The sequence below is a fragment of the Acinetobacter sp. ANC 5414 genome (assembly GCF_013004295.1).
Classification (GTDB): domain Bacteria; phylum Pseudomonadota; class Gammaproteobacteria; order Pseudomonadales; family Moraxellaceae; genus Acinetobacter.
This window is the reverse complement of record NZ_JABERM010000010.1, coordinates 1-26231: the sequence shown is the minus strand read 5'-3', so window position 1 is coordinate 26231 and position 26231 is coordinate 1. Positions and strand designations below refer to the sequence as shown.

The window sequence follows — 26231 nt, the reverse complement described above, 5'->3', positions numbered from 1 at the left end:
CTGATGCAAAATTTGTTTATCCATAGCGAAAACCTTGCTGATCAAGCTGCGATTTCACAGGTCATTGAACAGGCATTTAAAGATCAGCAATATTCGAGTCATACTGAGCATTTCATTGTTAATGCCTTTCGGCAAGAAAAACAATTAAGCATTGCTTTAGTCACTATTTTAAATGAGCAAATTTTGGGACAGATTTCCATCTCACCTGTCAGTATTTCTTCAGGCGTACAAGGCTGGTATAGCTTGGGATCGGTTGCAGTTTACCTAAATGGCAACTGTAAGGAATCGATTCAGCACTGATTCAATCTGCATTAAGTCAATTGAAAATGATTGGCGCAAAAGGCTGTGTGGTTTTAGGTGATCCGGATTTCTATGCCGAATTTAGCTTTAAAGCTGTGCCTGAACTTATTTTAGAAAACACCCCATCTGAATATTTTCAAGCTTTGGTTTTTTGAAGGAAGTTTTCCACAAGGAACAGTCGCTTATCATGAGGCTTTTAATGCGACTTCGTAACATTCTATCAAAATAAAAAGGCGACTCTCATGAGTCGCCTTTTTATTTACATTTTTGGATTAGAATCCATATTTCAAACCTAAAACAACTTTATTTTTCAAATCAGTATCATCACGTAATTTACCACCAATGATATAGTCCATAGAAACTGATGCACCTGTATCACCCAATGGATGACTTAGACCCACTGTTAAATGGCGCAAATTGAAATCCTCTGTGGTATTTAAAGTGAGACCTTCAAAATCACCACTATCAGAATAATAATACGCGCCTAATGATGTATTCAAAGTAAAGTCTTTCGGTAAACCATAGCTATAACTGGCAAGAAAATAGGTATCCCCTGCATTACCCCAAGTTACATCGTCTGTAAGCGTTTGAGCAGTAAGACCCAAACTCTTATAGTTTAAGCCCACCATGGTTTCAAAAACATTTGAATCATCAGACGGATAATAAACGTAGTAAGTACCACCTACTTTAAAGCCCAGGTCTTCAGTAATTTTGCCACTGAAACCCGCATAAAAATCATGTTCAAAGCTTTGCTCACCAGATTCTGCATAACTTATATCTAGTGTAGAACCCCAATATCCAGCATAGAAACCTGAAGCATGACTGTAGTCTAAACCGCCTTGAACCGCTGCCCCCGAGTTTTCTAAACTTGCAGTATTACCACGTAATACATATTGAGACACCACTCCAATATTACCTGTCACTGTATGTTCTGATGCAGGTGCCTCTTCTGCGAAAGTGAATGTAGATGCTGCGCCTAATACAGCCAGAGATAATACTTTTAAAGTTAATTTCATTGTTTGATTCCCCCACATCGTACTACGACGGTTTTTTTGGTTATTTCGATAAACTCAATGAGGTAATAGCAATTGCTATGCCAAAAGCAAAATGAGCTCTCTACAAGTCATCTAGAATAAAAAATAAATAGATTTATAATTTTGTTTTTATTAAATTTTAATCAATTACAATAAACCTATCTGCAATACAGTTTATTCGCTGCTATAGCCAGTTTGTTCAGCATTAAAACTGACTTCAGCTTTAGAGCAAGATTCATATTTACTTACATCATGCCTCTTTTTGAGGCTATTTTTTAACCACATTATTTTATTATGCTTAAAAAAAGTGCACAAATTTAAAGCAATTTATGCACTTTTAAAAACTCTTACAGTTTTAGGCTTAAAAACTAAAATTCAAACCGAATACAACCTGATCATCAAAATCTGTATCGAAGCGATCCTTACCACCGACCACATAATCTAAAGATGCGGTAGCCCCCGTATTTGCAATGTCTTTACTCACACCCATACGTGCTTCATTAAAGGCAACATCATTAGTCGTTTCAATCACGCCGTCATCTCGGCTGCTGTTATAGATGGATGCGCCAACTGAGGTATTCAACATAAAATTTTGCGGCAAAGCATAACTATACGCTGCGCTTAAATACACATCTCCCGCGTTAGCGAAAGAAGCATCTTCAAGCATTACAGATGCAGCTAAAGTTAGGTCTTTATAAGCCAATTCACCCAATACATCGAATGCTGTAGTTTTACGTTTACTGCCATCTTCAGCATAAACTGTACCGCCATTTTGATAGTAATAGGCAGTCCCTTGAACTCTATAGCTCCAGTTTTGGTTAATTTCATTACCGTACGCCACATAAAAATCATGTTCAAAACCATGATCTCTATCCTCATCAGATGGATCATAACCTATGGTTGAACCCCAGTATCCTACGCTAACACCACTTTGAAGTGCATACTCAAGACCTGCTTGTAGAGCAACATCATCATTTTCCACACCACCACGGTAAATATATTTATTCACTACGGCAAAACTGCCTGTTAATGCTCCCGCTGCTGGTGAAATTATCTCTTCTTCAGCAAATGCAGACATTGTGCTTATGGCAAGCAATAAAGATAACGCAATTTTGTGTGAAGTTTGATGCATTCCTACCCCTTAGAGAATCCGACTAAGATTCTTTTTCGATGACAAATTTAGCTGCGGATTCTAAAGCTTTTTTATAATTTTTGTTCAATTTTTTAGATAATTTCATCCTGCTTTTATTTAATTTCAGGGAAATAAAAGCGCTTAATATTTAAGTAAAATATATTTTGCATTGCATATAATTAGACGATATTTACATTAAATATCATGATGATCGGAGAATTTAGATCATTGGCAAGATCTGATAAAAATTTACCACCCAGACTTTTAGTCACAACTTAAAAGCCTTATTAGACCAAAGTAGCAAGCGTTAAATCTAATAAAATAAAATTAAAAATCAGGGTGCTATCTATCCATTCTTTATAAAAAACCACATAAAGAATCATCTTTCATTTAAATATATTATTGTTTTAAATAATATTTTAAATGGAATCGTTTTTTTTGAACTTTTGTTCAATTTTATCTATGCATTCTTATTCAATGAATGCATAACTTTAATGAAATAAAATGAATAAAAAAAAGATTTTTTTGCTCTACATTACGTATACAATTCTTCTCATTTAATCCTCCCTCTTTTGTATAAGGCCATCTCCCAATGCAAAAAGCACAAAAACTTACCCTAGCAGTTTTGATTCAAGCTGCATTAATCTCAACAGCATATGCTAGCGAGCAAAGCGAAGCTAAAGGCTTTGTTGAAGATGCTGAAGGAACTGTTCTATTCCGTACCGGTTATATCAATCGTGACAAAAAAGCACCTGATGTCAAAGATCAAAGCTCTGCTGCACAATCTGCAATTGTGAAACTCGAGTCTGGTTTTACCAAGGGTGTGGTAGGTTTTGGTATAAATGCAGTAGGTGATGCTTCATTTAAATTGGGCAACAATAAAAATGCTGGCAACGGTATGATTCCACGTGAAACAGGCTTAAACAGTGACGGTGAACTAGCTAAGGGTGCTGGTGATACCTATGACCATTGGGCACGTGGTGGCGCAAGTGTCAAAGCGCGTGTTTCAAATACGACTGTTGAATATGGTACTCAAGTTCTCGATATCCCTGTGCTGGCAAGTAATACAGGTCGTATGGTTCCTGAATATTTCACCGGTGTGCTTGCAACAAGCCACGAAATTGAAAATTTGGAAGTTATTGCGGGTAAATTTACTAAAAACCAATACTCTGATCAAATTAACACTGATGGTGAAAACTTAGACCGTGCAGTGGTTTGGGGCGCAAAATACAAATTTAGCGACGCTCTAAATGCATCGTACTATGGCCTAGACAGCAAAAATAAATTAGAGCGTCATTATGTAAATGCCAACTATAAACAAGCATTAGCAAATGATAGTTCTTTGACTTATGATTTCAGCGGTTATCACACTGAGTTTGATGAACAAGCAGCTACTTATTCTTCAACAATTGGCAATAAATATGTTTCCGGTCGAAGCAACAATATTTGGGCAATTTCAGGTACTTATAATACTGGTGCACACAACGTCATGTTGGCTTACCAACAAAATACTGGCAACACCGGTTATGACTACGGCCAAAATGCTGATGGCTACCAAAGTATTTACTTGCCAAACTCTTACTTGTCTGACTTCGTCGGCAACCATGAGAAATCAGCACAAGTTCAATATACCTATGACTTCAGTGCAATGAATGTTCCTGGCTTAACTTGGACCACTGCTTATGTCTATGGTTGGGACATTAATGTTGCAGGTGAAACAGGCGAAGGTAAAGAAAATGAATTCTTTAACCAAGTGAAATACACGGTTCAAAGTGGTTTTGCCAAAGATGCGAGCTTGCGCGTTCGTAACTCAATCTATCGTGCAAATGATGTCTATGAAGGCGCTTACATCGGCGATACTAACGAATGGCGTTTATTCTTAGATATTCCTGTGAAATTATTTTAATTCACAGTAAGTTCAAGAGATAAAAAAACCTGCACATTGTGCAGGTTTTTTTATCTAAGCCTTTCAGGCTAAATTCGAAACAAACAATTATTTGTTTGCTTCTGCATAAGCTGCAATTGAGCTAAGTACTTCTTGTTTCGCAACATCAGCACCTTCCCAACCACTTAATTTAACCCATTTTCCTGGCTCTAAGTCTTTGTAGTGTTGGAAGAAATGTTCAATTTGGCTGATCAACAAAGGCGGAAGATCAGTATATTCCTGAACATCTTTGTAAATTGGCGTTAATTTGTCGTGCGGTACAGCAACCAATTTCGCATCGATACCACCGTCATCTTCCATGTTCAATTTACCGACAGGGCGGCAACGAATCACTGAACCTGGTTCAACTGGGTGTGGTGTTACAACCAATACGTCTAATGGGTCGCCATCTAAAGACAAGGTATTTGGTACATAACCGTAGTTCGCTGGGTAGAACATTGCTGTACCCATGAAACGGTCTACAAATAACGCATCAGAATCTTTGTCGATTTCGTATTTGATTGGTGCTGCATTTGCAGGAATTTCGATGATCACATAGATATCGTTTGGCGCATCTTTACCCGCTGGGATATTGCTGTAGCTCATAGCATCACTCTTTAACAAGTTAAATCTTATTTAAACCGGCACGATTATAACGGTTTTTGAGAATTAAATAACTTTGTGATTATACATCCGCCACAGCAAAATATGTATTTCCCTAGATTGATGCAAGCTTAAGTTAATTTAATGACCAGAAGTAATAAGCAGATTGGGCAAAGTAAAGACAAGGTCCAAACAATGCTGCGCAAAGTTGCCCAGTTGGCTAAATAGCAAATGCCGTAAACAATACGTAGCACAATATAGGCAATACCGAAGGTCATAATCACGGTTTGAGGAACCACCATATATTCCGCCATTAAAATGGCAGCAATAAATAAGGGTAAACTTTCAAAACTATTTTGCTGTACCGCATTGGCACGTGCTGCCAAACCCGTGGTTTTGGCCAAAAAATCGCGCGGGTTTTGGTTATCTCGTCCTTTAAAGCCAGCGGTTTTTTTTGCAATCACTGTAAAAACGTAGGGCAATAAACATGCAATTAAGATGAGATAGATTATTCCGCTGATGGTTTGCATCTCATTTTTCTCATTAAGATTTTCTGCCCAATATCATAGCATGGCGTTTCAGTAATAATTTTTGTTAAATTATAATGTTTTTATTAATGAGGAATAAGGATCCAGTATGGTCAACCCAGATCAACAACAAATGTTTGATGTCCTGGAAAAACAGCGTCAGCATCAACTTAAAGTGGATCGTGTACTCAAAATCGTGTTGCCGATTGTGGGATTTTTACTTTCAGTCATGTGTGCCAATCTAAATAGACTGTCTCTTATTTTCACCATTGTCATCTCAATTCTTGCACTTTGGAATGTGGGGATTAAACGTCAAGCCCTTTGGATATGGACGACAGTCGTTGCACTTTACTGTTTGCTGGATAATTTCTATAGCTTTGGTTCGTTTGATTTAAAGCGATACGTTTATCAGTTCGGTAGCATCACGACCTTTTTATGGATTATGGGTATTGGACGCCCTTATATTGATCGCTGGCTGATGAAAGATTAAAAGTTCAAGTATAAAAAAAGCGCCGAGAACGGCGCTTTTTTTATTACAGGGTTTATGCAGTTTTACGTAAATCTTTACGTAAGATTTTACCTACGTTTGATTTTGGCAATTCATCTATAAATTCAACATAACGCGGGCGTTTATAACCGGTTAAGTTTTCTTTTGCATATTCCAATATTTCTTCAGTGGTTAAAGACGGATCTTTTTTCACCACGAATAACTTAGGCACTTCCCCTGATTTTTCATCAGGCACACCAATCGCTGCAACTTCCAATACTTTTGGATGTTTGGAAATCACATCTTCAATTTCAGCAGGGTAAACATTGAAACCAGAAACCAGAATCATGTCTTTCTTACGGTCTACAATTTTAATATAGCCGCGAGCATCCATAATACCGATGTCACCTGTACGGAAGAAACCATTGGTCATGACTTTTTCAGTTTCATCCGGACGGTTCCAATAGCCTTTCATGACTTGTGGACCACGAATCGAGATTTCACCCTGCTCGCCTAATGGAACTTCATTGCCATCATCATCAAGAATCGCAACTTCAGTCAATGGCAACGGAACACCAATCGTGCCGCTAAACTCCATTGAGGATGGTGGGTTTGCAGTCGCAACAGGCGAAGTTTCTGATAAACCATAACCTTCAATAATGTTAGTGCCGGTAATTTTCTTCCATGCTTCAGCTGTAGAAGCCAGAACAGCCATACCACCACCCATCGCCATTTTAAGGTTGCTATGGTCGAGTTGCTTAAACTCTTCATTGTTCACCAATGCATTAAACAAAGTGTTTACTGCCGGGAAGAATGATGGACGGTACTTGCGCAATTCTTTCATTACCGCAGGTAAGTCACGCGGGTTTGGAATCAAAATGTTGGCTTGACCTTTATACATACCGTACATGGCACAAACCATGAACGCAAAAATATGATAAAGCGGCAATGCACAGAAAATACGGTCATCTTTCGAACCGTCTTGTGCACCAAATTTACTTTGGAAAATGCCGTCACACTGCAACATATTCGCGACAAGATTGCGATGTGTCAGTTCTGCACCTTTAGAAACACCCGTAGTACCACCGGTATATTGCAATACAGCAGTATCACTTAAAGTCAGGCTTGGACGCTTGTAGTTGCTTGCATTGACTTTAGACATTGCAGCATTGAACTTAATATGTCCTGGAATATCCCAAGCTGGAATTTGTTTACGTACTGAACGTAAAACAAAGTTCACTAATGTGCCTTTTAATGCACCTAGCATATCGCCAACAGAAGCCACGACCACATGCTTCACAGGTGTTTTACCAATAATTGCTTGGTAAACAGTTGCAAAGTTTTCAATAATGACCAGCACTTCAGAACCCGAGTCATTTAATTGATGCTCAAGTTCACGCGAGGTATAGAGTGGATTCACATTCACTAATACCAGACCTGCACGGAATATACCTAATGCAACCACTGGATATTGCAACACGTTTGGCATCATCACTGCGACGCGAGAACCTTTTGCCAAACCTAAGCTTTGTAAATAAGTTGCAAATTTACGGCTTGCTTCTTCTAGTTCATTAAATGTTAAAACTTTATCCATAAAGATAAAGGCATCACGTGAACCAAATTTTTGAAAATTACGTTCAAAAACATCATTAAGCGAGGTATTTTCTGGTGGTAATTCTATAGTTTCCGGAATCCCTGTTTTTTGGTATTCAGCGAACCAAATTTTTTCCATAATGCCCTTCTCTCCAATCTGTAATCCTTAGTTTTCAACTGTTTTTTCAATGTTATGCGTCATTATTGAACTTGTTTAGGCATAACACGACATCCATTTACACGAATACGGATCATATATAACGTATTTTGATCAATGGATGCTAGTTTTATCTTTGAATGAACAGTTTATTTGCTTTTTGATATCCCCGTGGTAAGAGTTGACCTTTAGTCGCTCTTTTACCTATATATTTCTGAAGATCATCACCTTTTAGTTTTAATTGTTGCTGTCCCGCAACCACTTGAATTATTTCATTTAAACCAAGTAATGTCATGGACAAAATTTGTTCACTTGGTTCAAGTTGTATCAACTTGTTTCCTTTACCCTTGTTCAGGATTGGCAATTCTGACAGATCAATCACCAATAAACGACCAGCGGTACTGAGGATGGCTACATGCGTATTGGCATCCACCGTTTGCAACGGTAATGCTTTGGCATCATCCGATACGGTCAAGAAAGCTTTACCCGCTTTTGCATTGGTATCTAGCTGTTTTGCATTGGATTTAAAGCCGTAGCCTTTAGAGCTTACCGCAATAATTTCCTGCTCATCATCTGCGATCATGACTTGAATAAAGCCAATTCCATTTGCAGGAGCAAGTTTGGAGCTTAAGGGCTCACCCAAACCTCGTGCCGATGGCAAACTGTTAATCGCCAACGCATAACTGCGCCCGGTTTCATCCAGTACGTAAGTACGCTGATTCGACTTGCCGGTTGCATGGCTTAAGTACTGATCCCCAGCACGGAAATTTGCATTTTCAGCATCCACCTCATGCCCTTTGGCACAACGAATCCAGCCTGCTTCTGATAAAATCACTGTTACAGGATCAGCCGGCATCAGGTCTTGTTCGCTAATTGCGGCAGCTTCTGCACGTTGCACAATTGGCGAACGTCGGTCATCACCAAATTTCTTGGCATCATCTTTTAGTTCGGTAATGATCAGATTCTTCAATGATTCTGGATTTGCCAATTGTTCACGAATAATGGCAGCGCGAGCTTCCAATTCTTCCTGTTCACGGCGAATTTCCATTTCTTCAAGTTTTGCCAAATGACGTAACTTGAGTTCCAGAATGGCTTCGGCCTGAATTTCATCAATCCCGAAATGCGCAATCAGCTCAGCTTTTGGATGATCTTCTTCGCGAATGATGCGAATCACTGTATCCAGATCCAGATACGCAATCAAAAGACCGGCCAAAATATGCAGGCGTTTTTCAATTTTATTTAAATGGTATTGCAGACGACGGGTCACGGTATTTTTACGGATTTCAATCCATTCCAGCAAAATACGGCGAATCGACTTCACTTGCGGACGACCATCAGCACCAATCATGTTCATATTGACACGGTAGCTAGATTCCAGATCAGTGGTCGCGAACAAGTGACTCATCACCGCTTCGGCATCAATACGATTGGAACGCAGCACAATCACCAAACGGGTTGGATTTTTATGATCGGATTCGTCTCGAACATCGCTCACCAAAGGCAGTTTCTTCGCCTGCATTTGATCGGCAATTTGGGTAATGATTTTTGAACCCGACACCTGATACGGCAGCTCGGTAATCACGATTTCATTTTTTTCAATGGCATAGACCGCACGCATGCGATAACTACCACGACCGGTGGTCTGAATTTTTAATAAATCCTCAGCCGAGGTAATAATTTCCGCTTTGGTGGGTAAATCCGGTGCCGGAATATATTCGGCAACCTTTTCATCGCTTAAATTTGGATTACGAATCAGCGCGATGGTGCCTTTAATCACTTCACGTAAGTTGTGTGGCGGAATATCGGTTGCCATCCCTACGGCAATACCGGTGGTACCATTCAACAAAATATTCGGAACACGGGCAGGTAAATTCACCGGCTCTTTCATCGAACCATCAAAGTTGTCCTGCCAGTCACAGGTGCCTTGACCTAATTCAGACAACAGCACTTCACTATAAAGTGAAAGTTTGGCTTCTGTATAACGCATTGCTGCAAAAGATTTCGGATCATCGGGTGACCCCCAGTTGCCCTGACCTTCAATAAAAGGGTAGCGATAGCTAAACGGCTGTGCCATCAGCACCATGGCTTCATAACAAGCAGAGTCACCATGCGGATGGTACTTACCCAGTACATCACCTACCGTACGGGCAGATTTTTTTGGCTTGCCACTATGCTTTAAGCCCAGTTCACTCATCGCATAAACGATACGGCGCTGCACCGGTTTTAAACCATCACTGATATGCGGCAATGCACGATCCATAATCACGTACATGGCATAGTTAAGGTAAGCTTGTTCAGTAAATTCTGCTACGGAACGATTTTCTGTCGCATGATGCACAAGGCTGGTCATAAAAGCGTGAAATCCTAAATAATTCGTTTTTGTATCTACGTTGTTATGCTAAGTCGCAGGTGAAGTCTACACAAGGGCAGTACTGAACACTCTGCGACAAATTATGTCTTATGGCCTAAAAATATCCACTTTATAATGTTCGATCAACTAAAAAATCAGCAATTTTATAAGCCCATCGATTCTAAAGTCTTGCCTTTGGTTTCTTCGCCTAAGACTAAAATCACCAAAGCCACAGCCAGCAATACTGCAGTAAACATTGTAAAGACGTGGCTGAAACCATTGTTCATCACCATCATATGGGTGACCACGATCGGTGCCACAATCCCGCCCATACGGCCAATTGCAGAGGCCCAACCCGAACCAAAGGCACGAATATTGGTTGGATACTGTTCCGGCGTATAGGTATACAGTACGCCCCATGCACCCAAGTTAAAGAACGACATCAGGCAACCCCAGAACATAATCATGTTTACAGTATCAGCTTGACCAAAGAAATAAGCCGAAACAGCACACATGCCAATAAAGCCCGCCAATGTGGCTTTACGTCCCAATTTCTCGACCAGCCATGCTGCCGCGACATAACCCGGAAGCTGCGCCAAAATCATAATCAGCACATATTCAAATGACTGCACAATGGTATAACCCTGTTTGACCAATAAACTTGGCAACCAGGTGAAAATGCCATAATACGAATAAACAATACCAAACCAAATCAGCCAGAGCATTAAGGTACGACGGGCAAACGCACCTGTCCAAAGCTGTTTAAAAGAAATATTCTGCTTTTCTGCAACCGGCTTCACTTCAATGTGCTGAATCACTTCTACGCCACATTGACGTTCCAGTTTTTGAACCAGAGCATGCGCTTCTTCAATCCGTCCACGGTTAATCAAGTAAGGAACAGATTCCGGCACTTTTTTCAGAATCATAAACACATAAATGGCAGGCAAACCGCCAATTAAAAATGCGATATGCCAACCATAATTCGGAATCACAAAGTAGGAAACCAGAGCTGCGACCAGCCAGCCCAAGCCCCAGAAACTTTCCAGTAAAACAATAAAACGTCCGCGTACTTGCGCAGGAATGTATTCACTGACCAAAGTTACCGCGACAGGAAGCTGTCCACCTAGCCCCAAACCGACAATGAAACGAAACACCAGTAACCAGGTCAAATTAGGTGCAAAAGCACATAAAGCAGTGGCAATACTATAGGTCACCAAAGTAATCGCAAATACGGTACGACGCCCAATTCGGTCAGCTAATCCGCCAGAGAAAACCGCCCCAATGGCCATACCGACAAAGCCAATCGACACGACCCAGCCTTTTTCAGTCGGGGTCATGTTCCATTCTTCGGCCATGGTCGTCAAAATAAAAGCAATCAGACCGGTATCCATTGCATCGAACATCCAGCCGAGTCCGATCACCCATAGCAAGGTATAGTGAAACTTACCGATGGGTAAGCGTTGTACACGTGAGACTAAATCCATAATAAGATCTCTGATTTGGTGAAAGGGTGCATACTGCTTTCCCAACAGGATTTATGATTTTGCTGATTTTTATACGCTAATTTGAAGACCATGACCGCTCATTTCGTCGGTCATTTCTCGTTTTTGTGCAAATTGTTATGAAGCATCTTTGGAAGATGCCGATTGATCATCATCATCTTTATAAATGAATTTGGGCATTTCTAAGCCGAAGTAGATGGCGATACAGCGTAAAGAGAAACCGAAGATCAGAGTCGAAATTACGGTTACTTCCAGGGAGAAGCCAATCTCTTGACAGACCCAATAACAGATGACTGACACAAAAGAAATACTGGCATACAGTTCACGGCGGAACACCAAAGGTACATCGTTACACAGAATATCACGCAAGATACCACCGGAGACACCCGTCAGCACACCCGCTACAGCTGAAACCACGAAACCATGTCCCATTTCCAGTGCAATCTGACAACCAATCACGGTAAAGCCAATCAGCCCCATCGCATCCAGAATCAAGAAGATCGAGCGTAAATGGCGCATCCATTTGGCAATCAGAATCGTGACAAAGGCTGCCGCACAGGTCAGCACCAAATATTCCGGATGTTTGACCCAAGTCAGTGGATAATGTCCGAGCAATACGTCCCGAACTGAACCGCCACCAAGTGCCGTCACACAAGCAATCAGCGTCACCCCAAACCAATCCATACTACGCCGACCAGCCGACAAAGCCCCGGTCATGGCTTCGGCCGTAATCGCAATAATATAAATCACTAATAGCAACATTGCCCTTCTTCCACTGAGGGTAATCGATGCGCGTTATTCTAAGGCAAATTCAGATGAAATTTACAGATATTGTGCACAACATTGTTTAAATTTTTTCCCCGATCCACAAATGCAGGCTTGCTTCATGGTGATTTGCATCTCTGTGGTCGGATCAAGGAAATACCAAGCTCCATCATGTAGCACAAAATGTGAAACTTCATGATGAACCTGAGCCTGTTTGCCATCATGGTAATGTGCCTTAAATTCTACTTGTGCATGATTTTTATCTATTTTTTCTTTAGCTTGCACGACTTCAAGCTTGAGCCATTGATTGGACTGACTCCAGTCACGAATAGCCGCAACATCCAATGCCTGTTGCTGTCCAATGGCTGTGGTTTTGACAATATAGTCAATCTCATGCTTGGCAAATGCACTATAACGTGAACGCATCAGCTGTTCTGCAGTTTGCGCTTTTACCTGTCCCAAATGTAGCGGTTGGCAACAGCTGGCATACATTCCAAGACCACATGGACAATTGCTTTCTGACATCAAATTTTCCCAATAAAAAATAGCCCGACGATGCGAGCTATTTTAATCAATTATCTTGGTTTAAAGACTATCTGCCTTAATTTAGTTAATCATCGGCATGGTTTTCAATTTTCGGAATGATATGGACTTTATCAATTTTATGACCGTCCATCGTCACCACTTCAAAAATATAACCATCGGCTTCGAATTTTGCCCCACTTTCCGGTAAATGCCCTAAGTGGTGCAAGATATATCCCGACAAGGTTGAGTACTGTTCAGATTCATCCACCAGATCACAATCTAAAAGTAAGGAGACGTGACGAATATCGGTAGAACCTTCAAGAATTAAAGTGCCGTCTTCCAAACTTTCTGCTGCAGTTTCAAATTCATCTTCATCCGGGAATTCACCTGCAATCGCTTCAAGTACATCAATTGGCGTCGCAATCCCTTCAATCGAACCGTATTCATTCAGGACAATTGCCAATTGCAACGGCGCTTGACGTAACTGCTCCATCACCATCAACACTTGGGCATTTTCATGCACTATCACCGGTTCACGTAAATGACGTTTAAAATTCAGTACACCGGTTTCAATGTATTCATTCATCACTTTGTGGGTCAGGACCACACCAGCAATATTGTCCAACTCACCATGTGCAACAATCAAACGTGAATGGGTCATGCTCAATAGCTGTTCTTTAATGGCACTTTCGTCTTCGTCTAAATCAATCCATTCCAGTTCAGGACGTGGAGTCATCACCGACTTCACCGGTCGTTCAGACAGTCCAAGTACGCCCTGTACCATCACACTGTGATAAGCGCCATTTTGTTCATTAAAGACTTCATCGGCAAATGCACGGGTTGCAAGCACATCTTCAGCATCATTATTTTGAGATTCCGATTTCCCACCGAGCATGCGCATTACCGCAGAAGCGGTACGGTAACGTAAATCCGTCGTGGTCACCATTTTCTCCTGGTTACGGCGCATGGTTTGATTCACAAACTCAACCACCACCGAGAAACCAATTGCAGCGTATAAATAGCCTTTTGGAATATGGAAACCAAAACCTTCAACAATGAGTGAGAAACCAATCATCATCAGGAAGCCCAAACAGAGAATCACCACGGTTGGATGCTTGTTGACGAAATCCATCAACGGTTTCGATGCCCAAAGCATAATGCCGACCGCAATAATCACCGCAACCATCATTACAGAAAGGTCTTTCACCATTCCGACTGCAGTAATCACGCTGTCGAGAGAGAAAACTGCATCCAGCACCACAATTTGAACGATTACCATCCAGAAAGCGGCATGCACCGGATTTTCTTCTTTCTGTGGTTGAGTACCTTCAATGCGTTCATGCAGTTCCATGGTGCCTTTAAATAAAAGGAACACACCACCGAACAGTAGAATCAGGTCACGGCCTGAGAAAGGATGATCAAGTATATGGAACAGTGGCTGAGTTAAGGTCACGACCCAAGCGATGGAAGCCAGTAAGATTAAGCGCATAGCCAAAGCGAGGAGCAACCCGACAATACGACCTGCATTACGCTGTTCTGGAGGAAGTTTTTCCGCCAAAATGGCAATAAAAACCAGATTGTCGATCCCGAGAACAATTTCTAACACCACTAAAGTGGCCAGTCCAATCCATGCAGATGGATCTGACATCCATTCAAAGATCATTGGATGCTCTCCTGCAGGGTATTGAGGTCTGATTTTAGGATGTTCATATTAAAATCGCTGAATATTCTATGAACAGCATTCTTTATAATTTTTGCGGAAAAATTGAGATGTTCAGAGCGAGGACAACCACTACTCATGTTGATTCATTTATTGGAAAACAGATTTTTAGTATAGCAAGATGAACTAGAAATTCATCTTTTTTTCAGTACTGCCGCTCTTTTATCTCAGCAAGTTTTAACAAATCTTTGCAAAGCCTGTTCATGACCTCACATGCTGTGTCATATTTTCAGACTAAGCTAGAGCATGAAAAAATAAAGTGCTATGGTAAAAAATATAATGATGAACAGTGTATTAAAAATGACTCCAAAACATAAAAATCCAGCGCCGAAAACAACTCAACCTTTAATTGCGCTCTATTGTGGCTCGCGTTCAGGCAACAAGCAGATTTACCAGGAAAAAGCCATTGCGCTAGCTCAAGCTCTTTCTGACTTGGGTTTTGGACTGGTCTATGGCGGGGCCAGTATTGGCCTGATGGGACAAGTCGCTGACGCGGTTAGACAACGTGGCGGTCAAACGGTCGGGGTGATTCCTGAATTTATGCTGGATTATGAAATCGCGCATAACCAACTTACCGAATTACACATCGTAAACAGCATGCATGAACGCAAGGTCATGATGGCGGAGCGTGCCAGTGCTTTTGTCGCACTGCCGGGTGGCTTGGGTACGTTTGAAGAAATTCTGGAAATTGCCACATGGGGGCAGTTGAATCAGCATCAAAAACCGATGATGCTGTATAACGTAAATGGCTTTTATGATGCCTTAATTGCTCAGCTTGATCATGCGGTCAGTGAAGGCTTTTTACCGCCACAGCATCGGGCGAAACTGATTATTTGCAATCATGCCGATCAAATTCTCAATGCGATTAAAAATCTCGACGCTCCGAAACACTTTGCGATTTAAAACCAAATTCTAAACATAAAAAAGCGAGCCCAGAGCTCGCTTTTTTGATTGCACTTTCTACGTTATAAATTTGAAATAAAGTTATAGAACCAAGGCAAAGTTGTGGCAAGCACAATACTCATGATTAAACCGACCATCAGCTTCATCGCATCTTTACTGACGTTGCGTGAGGTTCGATATTTATTCACTTCAGCCAGATGCATCGACATCGCAAACTCACGACCTGCAAGCAGACCCAAGAATACCCATGTGGTACTCATTGGAATATTGCTCCACTCTTTAAACACCAATAAAATCAGGGCGTAAATAAAATCGATAATGGTCGCGGAACGAATATCGGCAACACCGGTTTTGGTATCGATAATTTTCTGGATGGCGCCACCACGTTGATAAAAGACCACACCCAAGAGAACGATAAACACCAGAATCGCAAAAATTAAAAATTCCAGCGGAACCTGACGCGGCACATAGACAAAAATATTGGCCAGATCCTGAATCAGCCACTGGCTCCAGAGAAATGCTGTAGATACCCATTGCAGGCCAATCCAGATATGCGAGGGTTTATGGTCTCGGGTTTTACTGAAATAAACCGAAATGCCTTTAATCACAAAGCGATAAACAATGATTGCCACAACAAATGCAACGGCATAACCCATCATCGATTTGGTGAGCATTGAACCCAAACTGCTCGGCGAAAAAATGGTCAGGACCAAAAATGTGGTACTGACCGGAATCCCGTATTTGGTCAAAAAAATCAGTAAAATAGGCGGAACAATATACAGCCAGGTAATGCCACCCTCAGGAAAAGGAATGGTTTCCAGACGGCCATAAGAGGCATCGCCAACACCTGAAGCCCACCAGCCATACAGCAAGACCACACTTAAAATGCTGCTGGTATAGAGCCACAGCAACCACCAAGGGCGATGGGCATTGGATGAAATAAAGGTACCTAAGGTCTGCGGCACATCATTTCCGACAATTGAATAAGCGGCTAGACAGAAGCCAACAATCATCAAAATTTCGATTGTCATAAAAACAAAACCTTTTTCACCAATTAAAAGTACTCATCCAGCACTGCTGGAAGTTGGGCCGAATTATGACATTTTTATGTCACTTTAATGACATAAGCATGGCAAGATTTTGTGAACGTCGATTAAAAAGCGGCTTAATGTTGTTTTTATCTGCATTTTTTATTTCAAATGAATTGGAGTGATTGTTGTTGAATGATCGACTTAATTGCAGGGAGAAGTGTAAAAAGCTGAACTTAAATCTGGATTTTATTTTCTTTGCTTGAAATTTCAGCTTTTTTTTTAAACCAAAGATTTGCATCGCATGACGGTCTGATGTCTGCTTTATTACGCTTTACCCACTATCGATAGAACAACTTTTTCTTACACCATGTTGGGATGATTACTTTAAACTATTTAAAAATTTCACTTTTATACTTTTATGAACGCCACGCCATCACATCAAGCCTTACAACCAGAATTTAGACTCTTGGTCTTGTTGGTGTCTATTGGCTTTTTTATGCAAGGTTTGGACACCACCATCGTCAATACTGCTCTTCCCGCGATGGCGGTAAATTTAGGTGAAGATCCTCTCCAGATGCATGGTGTCGTGGTGGCCTATGTACTTTCCGTGGCGGCCTGTATTCCCTTAAGTGGCTGGCTTGCAGATCGATTTGGTGTACGCAATACCTACTTTAGTGCGATTGTTATCTTTACCTTGGCATCATTAGGTTGTGGACTTGCCAACAGCTTAAATGAACTACTGGTCTATCGTGTTATTCAGGGCATTGGCGGGGCATTATTGTTACCTGTGGGTCGTTTGGCCATGCTCAAGGTCATTCCGCGTACACAGTTTTTATCTGCCATGAGTTTGATGAGTCTTGCAGGATTGATGGGTCCGCTTATCGGCCCCACACTGGGCGGCTGGATGGTAGAAGTGACAACCTGGCACTGGATCTTTTTAATTAATATTCCGATGGGGCTTTTAGGCTGTTTAATTACAGTTAAAGCCATGCCGAATGTCAAAGAGCCTACCGTTAAATCATTCGACTTTTCCGGCTTTATTCTATTGGTGATTGCCATGGTCAGCGTTTCAATGGGGATCGAAAACTTTGCTAGCCCCCATCTGTCTTTATGGTGGAGTAGTGGATTAATCACTGCGGGTTTAATGGCGGCTACTATTTACGCCTATCATGCACATCGTCATCACAATGCGCTGTTCCGTAGCACGTTATTTAGCAATAAAATTTATACTATAGGCATTATCGGTAATTTCTTTGCCCGCTTAGGCGGCAACGCGATGCCTTTTTTAATTCCACTGATGTTGCAGGTCGCCTTTGGCTTTGAGCCATTTATTACCGGTCTATTGATGATTCCGACTGTGCTTGGCTCTCTCGCTTCCAAGCCGCTTATCCGTCAAATCATTCAACGCTTTGGTTATCGTAAGGTATTGTTGATCAACACCTTATTGGTGGGTGCTTGTATTGCCAGTTTCGCCCTCACTACGGCGGACACGCCAATCTGGTTACGCGCTTTGCACTTCTTTATTTTTGGCATGTTAAATTCTCTACAATTTGTCTCGATGAATACATTAACTTTGAAAGACTTACCGCAACAAGATGCCAGCAGTGGTAACAGTTTTTTGTCGATGATTATGATGGTTTCGATGAGTATTGGTGTGGCTTTGGCAGGAACCTTGGTGAACGTCTTCACAGCCTATTATGGCGTCGAACACATCACTACGGCATTTCATAGCACCTTAATTTTCTTGGGCTGTATTAATATCATCACTGCCTGCGTTTTTTGGCGCATTCCACGCAATACGCCTGTTTAAGCTGATTGAAGAAACAACGTGGTTTGAAGCTTCAGATCACGTTATCATGTGCTGGATCAATCACCCTTAAATTATTTATGCCTAAAAAACGATTAGCCCAGAACAGCCATAAAAAGCTTTACGCCTCTTGCGCAGGCTTGGTGCTGATTTGCGTCGCAATCATCGTTTATATTTTTGTATTGCATCATAATCCTGCCTCGGCACAAGAATATCCGGTCAAAGGTTTTGATGTATCGCATCATCAAGGTGATATTCAGTGGAAACAGATTTCCCCAAAGAGCTATCGGTTTGTTTATCTGAAAGCTACGGAAGGGGGTGATTTTAAGGATCGAAAATTTCAGGACTATTGGTTACAGGCACGTGAAAATGGTTTGATGGTCGGTGCTTATCATTTTTATCGTTTATGCCGTGATGGGGAAATTCAGGCGCAAAATTTTATTGAAACAGTCCCCAATAAAGCCGATGCCTTACCACCGGTGATTGATCTGGAATATGACAGTAATTGCATCAACACCTACACCAAGGAACAACTACTTAAAGAAATTCAGGTCATGCACGATCGACTGTATCAGCATTATGGCAAACAACCGATTTTCTATATTTCCAAGTCATTTTATAACATTATTTTAGCGGGGGAATTTTCCAAAACTCCGCTGTGGGTGCGTGAATATCAGGGCAAACCGGATTTAAAAGGCAAGCCGAAATGGCTGTTCTGGCAACATACCAATCAGGGAACCATCAAAGGCATTGCAAAAGTTGTCGACTTAAATGTGTTTAATGGCGACGAGTCTGACTGGATCAGCTTTTTACAACGAAATGGTATCTACTCACTAAAAAAAGTTGAAAATTTACCGAAAAAATAACAAGATAAGCTCAATTATTCATCAACAATAAAAAAGAATAAACAACTACAAACAGGAAAATTATGTCGATTAAAAAAGGACTTTGGGTTTCATTCGGACTGGTCATTCTGTGTTTGGTGGCTGGCATGGTTTTTTTACTGCAACCTTCCGGTCAAGTGTCTGATTTTCAAAAATGGCAATATCAAGCCTCTGAAAAAGCATCGAAATCTTCAAGCTTAAATGTAAAGTTTTTTGGCGTTTCAACATTACTTTTTGATGATGGCAAAACCCAGATTTTAATCGATGGATTCTTTAGTCGCCCTTCCCTGTCTCAAGTGCTTTTTCAGAAAATTCAAAGTCAGCCTGCAATAATCCAGCGGATGATTCAGCAACAGCAGTTACAGCGCACTCAGGCAATTTTAGTCACGCATTCACATTATGACCATACGCTAGATCTTGCCGAGCTTGGCAAACGACTTCCACATACGAAAATTATCGGTTCAAGCAGTACCTTGAATATTGCACGAGGCGGACACGTTGCAGAACAGCAGTTAATTCAGGTTCAACCCTTACAACCCATGTCCTTTGGTGAGTTCAAAGTCACAGCCATTCCTTCACAACATACTCCACCGACGGCAGTGAATAATGACCTGGGTGAGGAAATCTCCAAACCACTGCAACAACCTGCCCGTTTTTCTGAATTTAAAGAGGGTCATAGCTTTGATTATTTGATTGAACATCAAGGCCATAAAATTTTAGTCAAAGCCAGTACCGGTGCTGTTCCTGATCAACTAAAAGATTTAAAGGTCGATACCTTATTTTTAGGCATTGCCCAACTTTCGCGCCAATCGAAAGAATTTCAGCAAAATTATCTCGATCAAACCTTGAGAACATTAAAACCTAAAGTGGTGATACCGATTCATTGGGATGATTTTTTTAAACCTGTGGATCAGCCTTTAGAATTTTTGCTTTATCTGGCCGATAACACCGAGCAAAGCTTAAAGATTTTGATTCAGGCTGCTGAACAACAAAAAACACAAGTAGTTTTACTCAGTCAGCCTGTGTCGTATCCGCTTGATCCTGCTCTACAATCTCAGCCATGAAGATGAGATACTGAAGCTATATAGCGTTAGAGGCAGAATTAGGGCTGCATGAGAAAAATCATTCACATCGATATGGATGCCTTTTATGCATCCGTGGAACTCAAAGACCGACCCGAGTTAAAGCATTTACCAGTGGTGATTGCCTCACATCATCCACGCGCTGTGGTCTGTGCGGCCTCTTATCCTGCACGTGAGTTTGGTTTACGTTCTGCGATGTCGATGTCACAGGCCAAAAAACGCTGTCCGAAAGTAGTGGTCATAGAACCCAATTTTGAAAAATATCGTGCTGTCTCTGCCCAGATTCATCAGATTTTCCAGCGTTATACTCCCCTCATTGAACCCTTATCTTTAGATGAAGCCTATTTGGATGTCACAAACAATTTACAGAACATTCCCAGTGCAACCGAAGTCGCCATGCGAATCCGGGAAGATATTTTTCAAGCCACTGGCTTAACCGCATCGGCGGGTGTCGCACCGAACAAGTTTTTGGCTAAAATTGCATCTGACTGGCATAAACCCAACGGCATTTGTGTCATTAAACCCTCACAGGTGCAGAACTTTATTCAACATTTGCCGTTAAAGAAAATTCCCGGTGTCGGGAAAGTCACTCAAGAAAAACTCAAAAAATTGCAATTGGAAACTTTGGGTGATTTACAACAAATTGACCAAGCGGTGTTGATTCAACATTTTGGTAAATATGGCAAGCAGCTTTTTCTCTATGCCCAAGGGATTGATGAGCGCCTCGTCCAAACCGAACGTGAACGCCAGCAGATTTCCAAGGAAACCACCTTTGATGATGATCTGACTTTAATCCAATGCCAGAACTACTGGTCCAAACTGATGAATCAAGTCTGGCAAAGTTTAGAGAAAAAACAACTCTGTGCACGTGGGGTTTCGGCCAAACTAAAACTGAAAAATTTCCAGGTTTTGCAACACAGTAAAAGTTTTAAACAGCCCTTAGAAAATCAAAAGCAACTGGAAGAGGTACTTCAGCAATTGCTGATCGAAATGCAGATTCCTGAACATTTTCAATTTCGCTTAATCGGGGTTGGGCTTTACCAACTTTCTGACCAGCTGGATCAGCCGCAGCTTTCATTGTGGTAAGCATTTGAATATTTTTCAATCAAAAGAATAAAATTAGACCAATTGATGATACATAACTACTGTTTTTGAGGTACTCTATGGGCGCGATGCATTTATCCATGTAGCCGCTGAGATGCTAAAAATCACCTTTACTTTTAGCATGCTGTCCTGTGATTGGCGTGACGATCAAATCCGAATATTACAGGGCAACTCTGTTGTAAACCATGGAATCCCCTCTTGCATACCTTCTGCGAATATTCCTGTAAATCTCTAAGAACTTCCAAAAACAACGCGCGCGTCAAGCCGTACTCAGTAGTGTCATTGGTGGTGTTGTCGATTGGTACGATTTCTACTTGATGACCTTGCTGCCGCACTCATTTTTAAAACCAATTTTTCCCAAGTATGACTGACAATATGTGGCCATTTACTTACTATAATTGTCGCAGCGATCATGCCCAAAACACAGGATTAAAATTTGATGAGTGTTCAACGTCTACATGTAGAAAAGCGTTATTGCGAAGTAGCGATTTCAGGCAATCTGGTCCATTTGGCCGGTCAATTGGCCAATGACACCTCACTGGATATTAAAGCGCAAACGCAAGAAACGCTGAATAATATAGACCGCTTATTGGCAGATGCAGGAACAGATAAAACCCATATCTTGACGGTGATGATTTTCTTAAAAGATATCCAACAAGACTATGCTGCAATGAACGAAGTTTGGGATGCTTGGGTGGCTGAAGGTCATGCACCTGCACGAACCTGTGTTGAATCTAAACTCTATGCACCGGACGTTTTGGTGGAAATGACAGTCACTGCTGTCCGTACGGAAAATTAAAGTGATAGATATAAATAAGCATGAACGCATATGAATTCATGCTTGTTATTATTACCCCACGATTCGGATTTTCTTTCGTTCCAGCTCAGGATAAAAACTATACTTCTTTGGTATATCTGCCACCTGTATATCTAACTGATTGTGAGGAGATTTTTCAAGAAGGAAATCTTGTCTTAACTCATAATATTCAGGCACATCTTCATAGCGAATGACACGATATCCCGCCATAGCTAAAAGTGCATCTTGATATTGTGCATTCTGTGGACGTTTTAATGCCATGGGATCATCAAGTGTAATAATGGCGGTGACTTGATGATGTTCATCAAGCACCACAAAGTCTGCCACCATATTGCGATATTTATGGCGGGTACGAGAGTATTTGGTGGTCAATAGCGCATCAAATGAAACATGAGCCAATATAGCGCTCTGTGGCAATATTTCCTTGAGTCGCGTATAGGTTAATTGTTCGTTAATATTAAAGATAGCCCTTTGCTTTAAAGCACTATCTTGCTGTTTGGTACTGCTTTCCAGACTTTTCCAAGCCATACACAGTACGCAAAATAGGAGTAAACTCCCGACCAAAATGTAAACCATCATCCTGTTAGTCCTTTAAATTTTTATAATCTTTTTCGGTGTCACACCGATTGTTATCAAATTCAGTATACAACTCTTATTTTTATTAATTTTTTAAGTAAACAAACTGCATTTAAATAACGACGAAATCATCATAAAAGCTGACAAAAAGTTGCAGTGATTTTATGCTCATGATTGATGTCTAAATTAAATCCGTTATTTAGACACTATAAATAGGGTATATCAAGCCCAAGCACTGATGCAACCCTACTTTTAGATATTGTCCTACAATTCCGATGAGCTGTTTAATTCCTTTTATTTTTTATTTTTTAAATCAAGCTCTCGATTTCGACTTAGATTTACCTTTTGGTTTAGGACCACCAAACGGTTTTTTAGCATCCCCAGTTTCACGGGGTGGTAAACCGGTATGCTGAGTCAAGATTTGACCTTTTTCAGGACGTTTTTTGGTATTCGACGGACGTGATGGGTTCGCTGCGGAATTATTCCGAACAGCATTGTCGCCGCTACGTTTTTGCGAGTCACCGGCAACAGTCGAGTTTTTCTTACGTGCCGATTGATACTGACCTTCAGTGCCCACAGGCTGATACGTCGGAATCAAATGCTGTTTCGAGTTACCAATCAGGTCTGAACGGCCCATTTCTTTCAATGCTTCACGCAATAATGGCCAGTTATTTGAATCATGGTAACGCAAGAAGGCTTTATGCAAACGACGACGCTTGTCGCCTTTTACAATGTCGACATTTTCAGTATAACGCGCCACTTTCGCCAACGGATTTTTACCGGTGTAGTACATGGTGGTTGCCGTTGCCATCGGAGATGGATAGAAAGTCTGTACCTGATCGGCACGGAAACCGTTCTTCTTCAACCAAACCGCTAAGTTCATCATATCGTAATCGGTGGTACCCGGATGCGCCGCGATGAAGTAAGGAATGAGGTACTGTTCTTTGCCTGCTTCCTTACTAAAACGGTCAAACATTTGTTTGAAACGGTCATAAGTGCCAATACCCGGTTTCATCATCTTCGACAATGGACCTTTTTCGGTATGTTCCGGTGCAATTTTCAGGTAACCACCAACGTGATGTGTCACCAGTTCTTTCACATATTCAGGGTTCAATACAGCCAAGTCATAACGTAAACCTGAACCAATCAGAATCTTCTTAATGCCTTTTAATTCACGTGCTTTACGATACAACTGCGTCAATGGTGCATGGTCGGTATGCAAATTTTGGCAAACACCGGGGAATACACATGAGGGTTTACGACAGTTTTTCTCAATTTCAGGATCTTTACACTGCAAACGATACATGTTCGCAGTCGGCCCACCTAAATCTGAAATAATACCGGTAAAGCCAGGCGCGGTATCACGAATTTTTTCCACTTCACGCAGAATAGATTCTTCAGAACGGTTTTGAATAATACGACCTTCATGTTCTGTAATCGAACAGAAAGTACAACCGCCAAAACAGCCACGCATGATGTTCACAGAGAACTTGATCATGTCAAAAGCTGGGAAACGTGCTTCGCCATAAGATGGATGTGGCAGACGTGCATAAGGCAAGTCAAACACATAATCCATTTCTTCCGTGGTCAATGGAATCGGAGGCGCATTCAACCAGACATCACGTTCACCATGTTTTTGTACCATGGCACGCGCATTTCCGGGATTAGTTTCCAAATGCAAAATACGGTTAGCATGCGCATAAAGTACTGGATCTGCAGCAACTTCTTCAAATGCAGGCAATCGAATTACGGCTAGCTCACGAGGTGGCAACTTATGTTTGATTGCTTTGGAAGCGGGTTGCAACTGCACAATTTGTGTATCAGGTGCTAAGTTGTCCCCTTCACGCACGATTGGATTGGCAACCAGTTCTTTTTGGAAATTTTGATATTGAGTTAAAGAATTACCTTTATCTTTTTCTATTTCACAGCCATCTAAATCTTCAGTCATCACATAAGGATTGATGATTGGATCGACACGGCCAATTGCATCGACATCATTCGACGCAATTTCAACAAATTTGGCTTTAGATGCACGGTTATGTTTATTGACAATAAAAGCAGTACCACGAACATCGGTAATTTCGTGAATTTTTTCACCTTTAGCCAAACGGTGCATCACTTCAGTAATCGAGCGTTCGCCATTACCGTACATCAATAAATCAGCTTTTGAATCCATCAACACCGAGCGACGGACTTTGTCTGACCAGTAATCATAATGCGCAATACGACGCAATGATGCTTCAATTCCACCTAAGAGTACTGGCACATCCGGGAATGCTTCACGGCAGCGCTGACAATACACAGTTGCGGCACGGTCTGGGCGTTTGTTCGGCTGATTATCTGGTGAATAAGCATCATCAGAACGGATTTTACGGTCTGCCGTATAACGGTTGATCATGGAATCCATATTGCCGGCAGTCACGCCCCAAGCAATGGTCGGTTTACCCAATACACGGAATGCCTCAGGATCAGTCCAATCTGGCTGAGCGATAATCCCCACACGGAAGCCTTGCGCTTCAAGGGTACGCCCAATAATGCCTGAACAGAAAGATGGGTGGTCGATATAAGCATCGCCACATACTAAAATAAAGTCACAGGCATCCCAGCCGAGTAGATCCATTTCCTCGCGCGACATCGGCAAAAATGGTGCGGGTTCAAAACAAGACGCCCAATATTTGTCGTAATCAAACAACGCTGTCGGCGCTGTCTGTGCGGTATAAGCTGTAGACATGGCTAGCAAATTCTCGGCTGGCAGATGGAAGATCTGAAAATTAGATCAAAGATGAAAGCCGATCATTTTACCATGAATTACGCTTATATTCTTGATTAAAAAATATACAAAAACAGTAGTTTAAATTTTTAATTATTTGATGCTTACGAAGATGATCGATGATGGAGTTGTACAGCAAAAAATAAACCTAACATCAGCACACAGCTAATAAACACGCTTAAGCCATTCCAACCATAGTTTTCCTAGACTAAACCACTACTACTGCCCCAAATACTGGCAAAGATTCCTTACCCTATTTACCCAATTTTTTATTTAAACTTTTATTAAGTCTTTTTTTACTTCTTAAAGCATAGAAAGCTGATTTTATTACCATGAACGTAAATTTTAACAAGGTTAAAGACTTTGTGGGCTTTTAATCGCCTTATATCCTACTTCTTAGTACAAGAAGTGGCTAAGGATAAATATTTTCATTCTTTCAGAATCAAGGTTTAATCCAAGAAATCTGATCATCACTTTTTTCGAATATTTGATAAAGAAGGCTCCATATAGAGCTTTTTTAATTTATTCCCCACATAAAAAAACACCCCCTTCAATAGAAGGGGGTGTTTTTAGGAATAATGAGCTGGCGATGACTTACTCTCACATGGGTAACCCCACACTACCATCAGCGCAAAGAG

Annotated in this window: 21 protein-coding genes and 1 pseudogene; 9 read left to right on the top strand and 13 right to left on the bottom strand. The window is 41.2% G+C overall.

Going from position 1 to position 26231, the window contains the following annotated elements; translation table 11 throughout:
* Nucleotides 1-3 precede the first annotated feature (3 nt).
* Nucleotides 4-513, top strand: a pseudogene (locus HLH18_RS05895) (GNAT family N-acetyltransferase).
* A 59-nt stretch (nt 514-572) separates the two neighbouring features.
* Here HLH18_RS05895 and HLH18_RS05890 read toward each other — a convergent pair.
* Both HLH18_RS05890 and HLH18_RS05885 read right to left on the bottom strand, forming a co-directional pair.
* Nucleotides 573-1316, bottom strand: a complete 744-nt coding sequence (locus tag HLH18_RS05890; RefSeq protein ID WP_171546137.1) for a TorF family putative porin — start codon at nt 1314-1316, stop codon at nt 573-575.
* Between the two features lie 379 nt (nt 1317-1695).
* Nucleotides 1696-2466, bottom strand: coding sequence for a TorF family putative porin (locus HLH18_RS05885; RefSeq protein WP_171546136.1), 771 nt, complete (start codon nt 2464-2466; stop codon nt 1696-1698).
* A gap of 592 nt (nt 2467-3058) precedes the next feature.
* Here HLH18_RS05885 and HLH18_RS05880 point away from each other — a divergent pair.
* Nucleotides 3059-4372 (top strand): OprD family outer membrane porin, encoded by a 1314-nt coding sequence (locus HLH18_RS05880; RefSeq protein ID WP_171546135.1) that lies wholly within the window; start codon nt 3059-3061, stop codon nt 4370-4372.
* 87 nt (nt 4373-4459) lie between these two features.
* On the opposite strand, the gene ppa is transcribed toward HLH18_RS05880, so the two are convergent.
* Together ppa and HLH18_RS05870 are read right to left on the bottom strand one after the other, a co-directional pair.
* The gene (ppa, locus tag HLH18_RS05875; protein WP_004650090.1) at nt 4460-4996 is read right to left on the bottom strand and encodes an inorganic diphosphatase; all 537 of its coding nucleotides are present in this window, start codon (nt 4994-4996) and stop codon (nt 4460-4462) included.
* Nucleotides 4997-5124: 128 nt separating this feature from the next.
* Entirely contained in the window at nt 5125-5523 is a 399-nt protein-coding gene (locus HLH18_RS05870) for an MAPEG family protein (protein ID WP_171529560.1), read from the bottom strand.
* 106 nt (nt 5524-5629) lie between these two features.
* On the opposite strand from HLH18_RS05870, the gene HLH18_RS05865 reads away from it, so the two are divergent.
* Nucleotides 5630-6010, top strand: coding sequence for a hypothetical protein (locus HLH18_RS05865; RefSeq protein WP_131289556.1), 381 nt, complete (start codon nt 5630-5632; stop codon nt 6008-6010).
* Nucleotides 6011-6062: 52 nt separating this feature from the next.
* Here the strand turns inward: HLH18_RS05865 and HLH18_RS05860 are convergent, their stop codons facing one another.
* From HLH18_RS05860 to HLH18_RS05835, 6 genes are all read right to left on the bottom strand, one after another.
* The gene (locus HLH18_RS05860) at nt 6063-7739 is read right to left on the bottom strand and encodes an AMP-binding protein (RefSeq protein ID WP_171529559.1); all 1677 of its coding nucleotides are present in this window, start codon (nt 7737-7739) and stop codon (nt 6063-6065) included.
* 148 nt (nt 7740-7887) lie between these two features.
* The gene (parC, locus tag HLH18_RS05855; RefSeq protein ID WP_171546134.1) at nt 7888-10107 is read right to left on the bottom strand and encodes a DNA topoisomerase IV subunit A; all 2220 of its coding nucleotides are present in this window, start codon (nt 10105-10107) and stop codon (nt 7888-7890) included.
* Between the two features lie 164 nt (nt 10108-10271).
* Entirely contained in the window at nt 10272-11591 is a 1320-nt protein-coding gene (gene niaP / locus HLH18_RS05850) for a niacin transporter NiaP (protein WP_171546133.1), read from the bottom strand.
* A gap of 135 nt (nt 11592-11726) precedes the next feature.
* Nucleotides 11727-12371 (bottom strand): trimeric intracellular cation channel family protein, encoded by a 645-nt coding sequence (locus tag HLH18_RS05845; RefSeq protein ID WP_086193105.1) that lies wholly within the window; start codon nt 12369-12371, stop codon nt 11727-11729.
* A gap of 60 nt (nt 12372-12431) precedes the next feature.
* Entirely contained in the window at nt 12432-12899 is a 468-nt protein-coding gene (locus HLH18_RS05840; RefSeq protein WP_171546132.1) for a YchJ family protein, read from the bottom strand.
* Between the two features lie 85 nt (nt 12900-12984).
* Nucleotides 12985-14562, bottom strand: a complete 1578-nt coding sequence (locus HLH18_RS05835; protein WP_171546131.1) for a TerC family protein — start codon at nt 14560-14562, stop codon at nt 12985-12987.
* A gap of 339 nt (nt 14563-14901) precedes the next feature.
* Between HLH18_RS05835 and HLH18_RS05830 the strand changes: the two genes are divergently transcribed.
* Nucleotides 14902-15522, top strand: coding sequence for an LOG family protein (locus HLH18_RS05830; protein ID WP_171546130.1), 621 nt, complete (start codon nt 14902-14904; stop codon nt 15520-15522).
* Between the two features lie 62 nt (nt 15523-15584).
* Here the strand turns inward: HLH18_RS05830 and HLH18_RS05825 are convergent, their stop codons facing one another.
* Entirely contained in the window at nt 15585-16553 is a 969-nt protein-coding gene (locus tag HLH18_RS05825) for a hypothetical protein (protein ID WP_171529557.1), read from the bottom strand.
* Between the two features lie 418 nt (nt 16554-16971).
* On the opposite strand from HLH18_RS05825, the gene mdtD reads away from it, so the two are divergent.
* The 5 genes from mdtD to HLH18_RS05800 all read left to right on the top strand — a co-directional run bounded on the left by mdtD (nt 16972) and on the right by HLH18_RS05800 (nt 22229).
* The gene (mdtD, locus tag HLH18_RS05820; RefSeq protein WP_171546129.1) at nt 16972-18363 is read left to right on the top strand and encodes a multidrug transporter subunit MdtD; all 1392 of its coding nucleotides are present in this window, start codon (nt 16972-16974) and stop codon (nt 18361-18363) included.
* Nucleotides 18364-18440: 77 nt separating this feature from the next.
* Entirely contained in the window at nt 18441-19226 is a 786-nt protein-coding gene (locus tag HLH18_RS05815) for a glycoside hydrolase family 25 protein (protein WP_171546128.1), read from the top strand.
* Between the two features lie 62 nt (nt 19227-19288).
* Nucleotides 19289-20308 (top strand): MBL fold metallo-hydrolase, encoded by a 1020-nt coding sequence (locus HLH18_RS05810; protein WP_171546127.1) that lies wholly within the window; start codon nt 19289-19291, stop codon nt 20306-20308.
* A gap of 48 nt (nt 20309-20356) precedes the next feature.
* Nucleotides 20357-21412: a DNA polymerase IV gene (gene dinB, locus HLH18_RS05805; RefSeq protein ID WP_171546126.1), complete on the top strand. Its 1056-nt coding sequence runs from the start codon at nt 20357-20359 to the stop codon at nt 21410-21412.
* Between the two features lie 457 nt (nt 21413-21869).
* The gene (locus tag HLH18_RS05800; protein ID WP_171546125.1) at nt 21870-22229 is read left to right on the top strand and encodes a RidA family protein; all 360 of its coding nucleotides are present in this window, start codon (nt 21870-21872) and stop codon (nt 22227-22229) included.
* A 51-nt stretch (nt 22230-22280) separates the two neighbouring features.
* Here the strand turns inward: HLH18_RS05800 and HLH18_RS05795 are convergent, their stop codons facing one another.
* Together HLH18_RS05795 and HLH18_RS05790 are read right to left on the bottom strand one after the other, a co-directional pair.
* On the bottom strand, nt 22281-22826 hold the full coding sequence (locus tag HLH18_RS05795; RefSeq protein ID WP_171546124.1) for a DUF2726 domain-containing protein: 546 nt from the start codon (nt 22824-22826) through the stop codon (nt 22281-22283).
* 310 nt (nt 22827-23136) lie between these two features.
* Nucleotides 23137-25554 (bottom strand): YgiQ family radical SAM protein, encoded by a 2418-nt coding sequence (locus HLH18_RS05790; protein WP_171546123.1) that lies wholly within the window; start codon nt 25552-25554, stop codon nt 23137-23139.
* Nucleotides 25555-26231: the final 677 nt, after the last annotated feature.

Coding starts and splice junctions, on each gene's coding strand:
- parC (WP_171546134.1), bottom strand. CDS start 10,107: ATGACCAGCCTTGTGCATCATGCGACAGAAAATCGTTCCGTAGCAGAA.
- ppa (WP_004650090.1), bottom strand. CDS start 4,996: ATGAGCTACAGCAATATCCCAGCGGGTAAAGATGCGCCAAACGATATC.
- HLH18_RS05830 (WP_171546130.1), top strand. CDS start 14,902: ATGAACAGTGTATTAAAAATGACTCCAAAACATAAAAATCCAGCGCCG.
- HLH18_RS05795 (WP_171546124.1), bottom strand. CDS start 22,826: ATGATGGTTTACATTTTGGTCGGGAGTTTACTCCTATTTTGCGTACTG.
- HLH18_RS05890 (WP_171546137.1), bottom strand. CDS start 1,316: ATGAAATTAACTTTAAAAGTATTATCTCTGGCTGTATTAGGCGCAGCA.
- dinB (WP_171546126.1), top strand. CDS start 20,357: ATGAGAAAAATCATTCACATCGATATGGATGCCTTTTATGCATCCGTG.
- mdtD (WP_171546129.1), top strand. CDS start 16,972: ATGAACGCCACGCCATCACATCAAGCCTTACAACCAGAATTTAGACTC.
- niaP (WP_171546133.1), bottom strand. CDS start 11,591: ATGGATTTAGTCTCACGTGTACAACGCTTACCCATCGGTAAGTTTCAC.
- HLH18_RS05790 (WP_171546123.1), bottom strand. CDS start 25,554: ATGTCTACAGCTTATACCGCACAGACAGCGCCGACAGCGTTGTTTGAT.
- HLH18_RS05885 (WP_171546136.1), bottom strand. CDS start 2,466: ATGCATCAAACTTCACACAAAATTGCGTTATCTTTATTGCTTGCCATA.
- HLH18_RS05825 (WP_171529557.1), bottom strand. CDS start 16,553: ATGACAATCGAAATTTTGATGATTGTTGGCTTCTGTCTAGCCGCTTAT.
- HLH18_RS05845 (WP_086193105.1), bottom strand. CDS start 12,371: ATGTTGCTATTAGTGATTTATATTATTGCGATTACGGCCGAAGCCATG.
- HLH18_RS05810 (WP_171546127.1), top strand. CDS start 19,289: ATGTCGATTAAAAAAGGACTTTGGGTTTCATTCGGACTGGTCATTCTG.
- HLH18_RS05865 (WP_131289556.1), top strand. CDS start 5,630: ATGGTCAACCCAGATCAACAACAAATGTTTGATGTCCTGGAAAAACAG.
- HLH18_RS05870 (WP_171529560.1), bottom strand. CDS start 5,523: ATGCAAACCATCAGCGGAATAATCTATCTCATCTTAATTGCATGTTTA.
- HLH18_RS05800 (WP_171546125.1), top strand. CDS start 21,870: ATGAGTGTTCAACGTCTACATGTAGAAAAGCGTTATTGCGAAGTAGCG.
- HLH18_RS05860 (WP_171529559.1), bottom strand. CDS start 7,739: ATGGAAAAAATTTGGTTCGCTGAATACCAAAAAACAGGGATTCCGGAA.
- HLH18_RS05815 (WP_171546128.1), top strand. CDS start 18,441: ATGCCTAAAAAACGATTAGCCCAGAACAGCCATAAAAAGCTTTACGCC.
- HLH18_RS05880 (WP_171546135.1), top strand. CDS start 3,059: ATGCAAAAAGCACAAAAACTTACCCTAGCAGTTTTGATTCAAGCTGCA.
- HLH18_RS05840 (WP_171546132.1), bottom strand. CDS start 12,899: ATGTCAGAAAGCAATTGTCCATGTGGTCTTGGAATGTATGCCAGCTGT.
- HLH18_RS05835 (WP_171546131.1), bottom strand. CDS start 14,562: ATGATCTTTGAATGGATGTCAGATCCATCTGCATGGATTGGACTGGCC.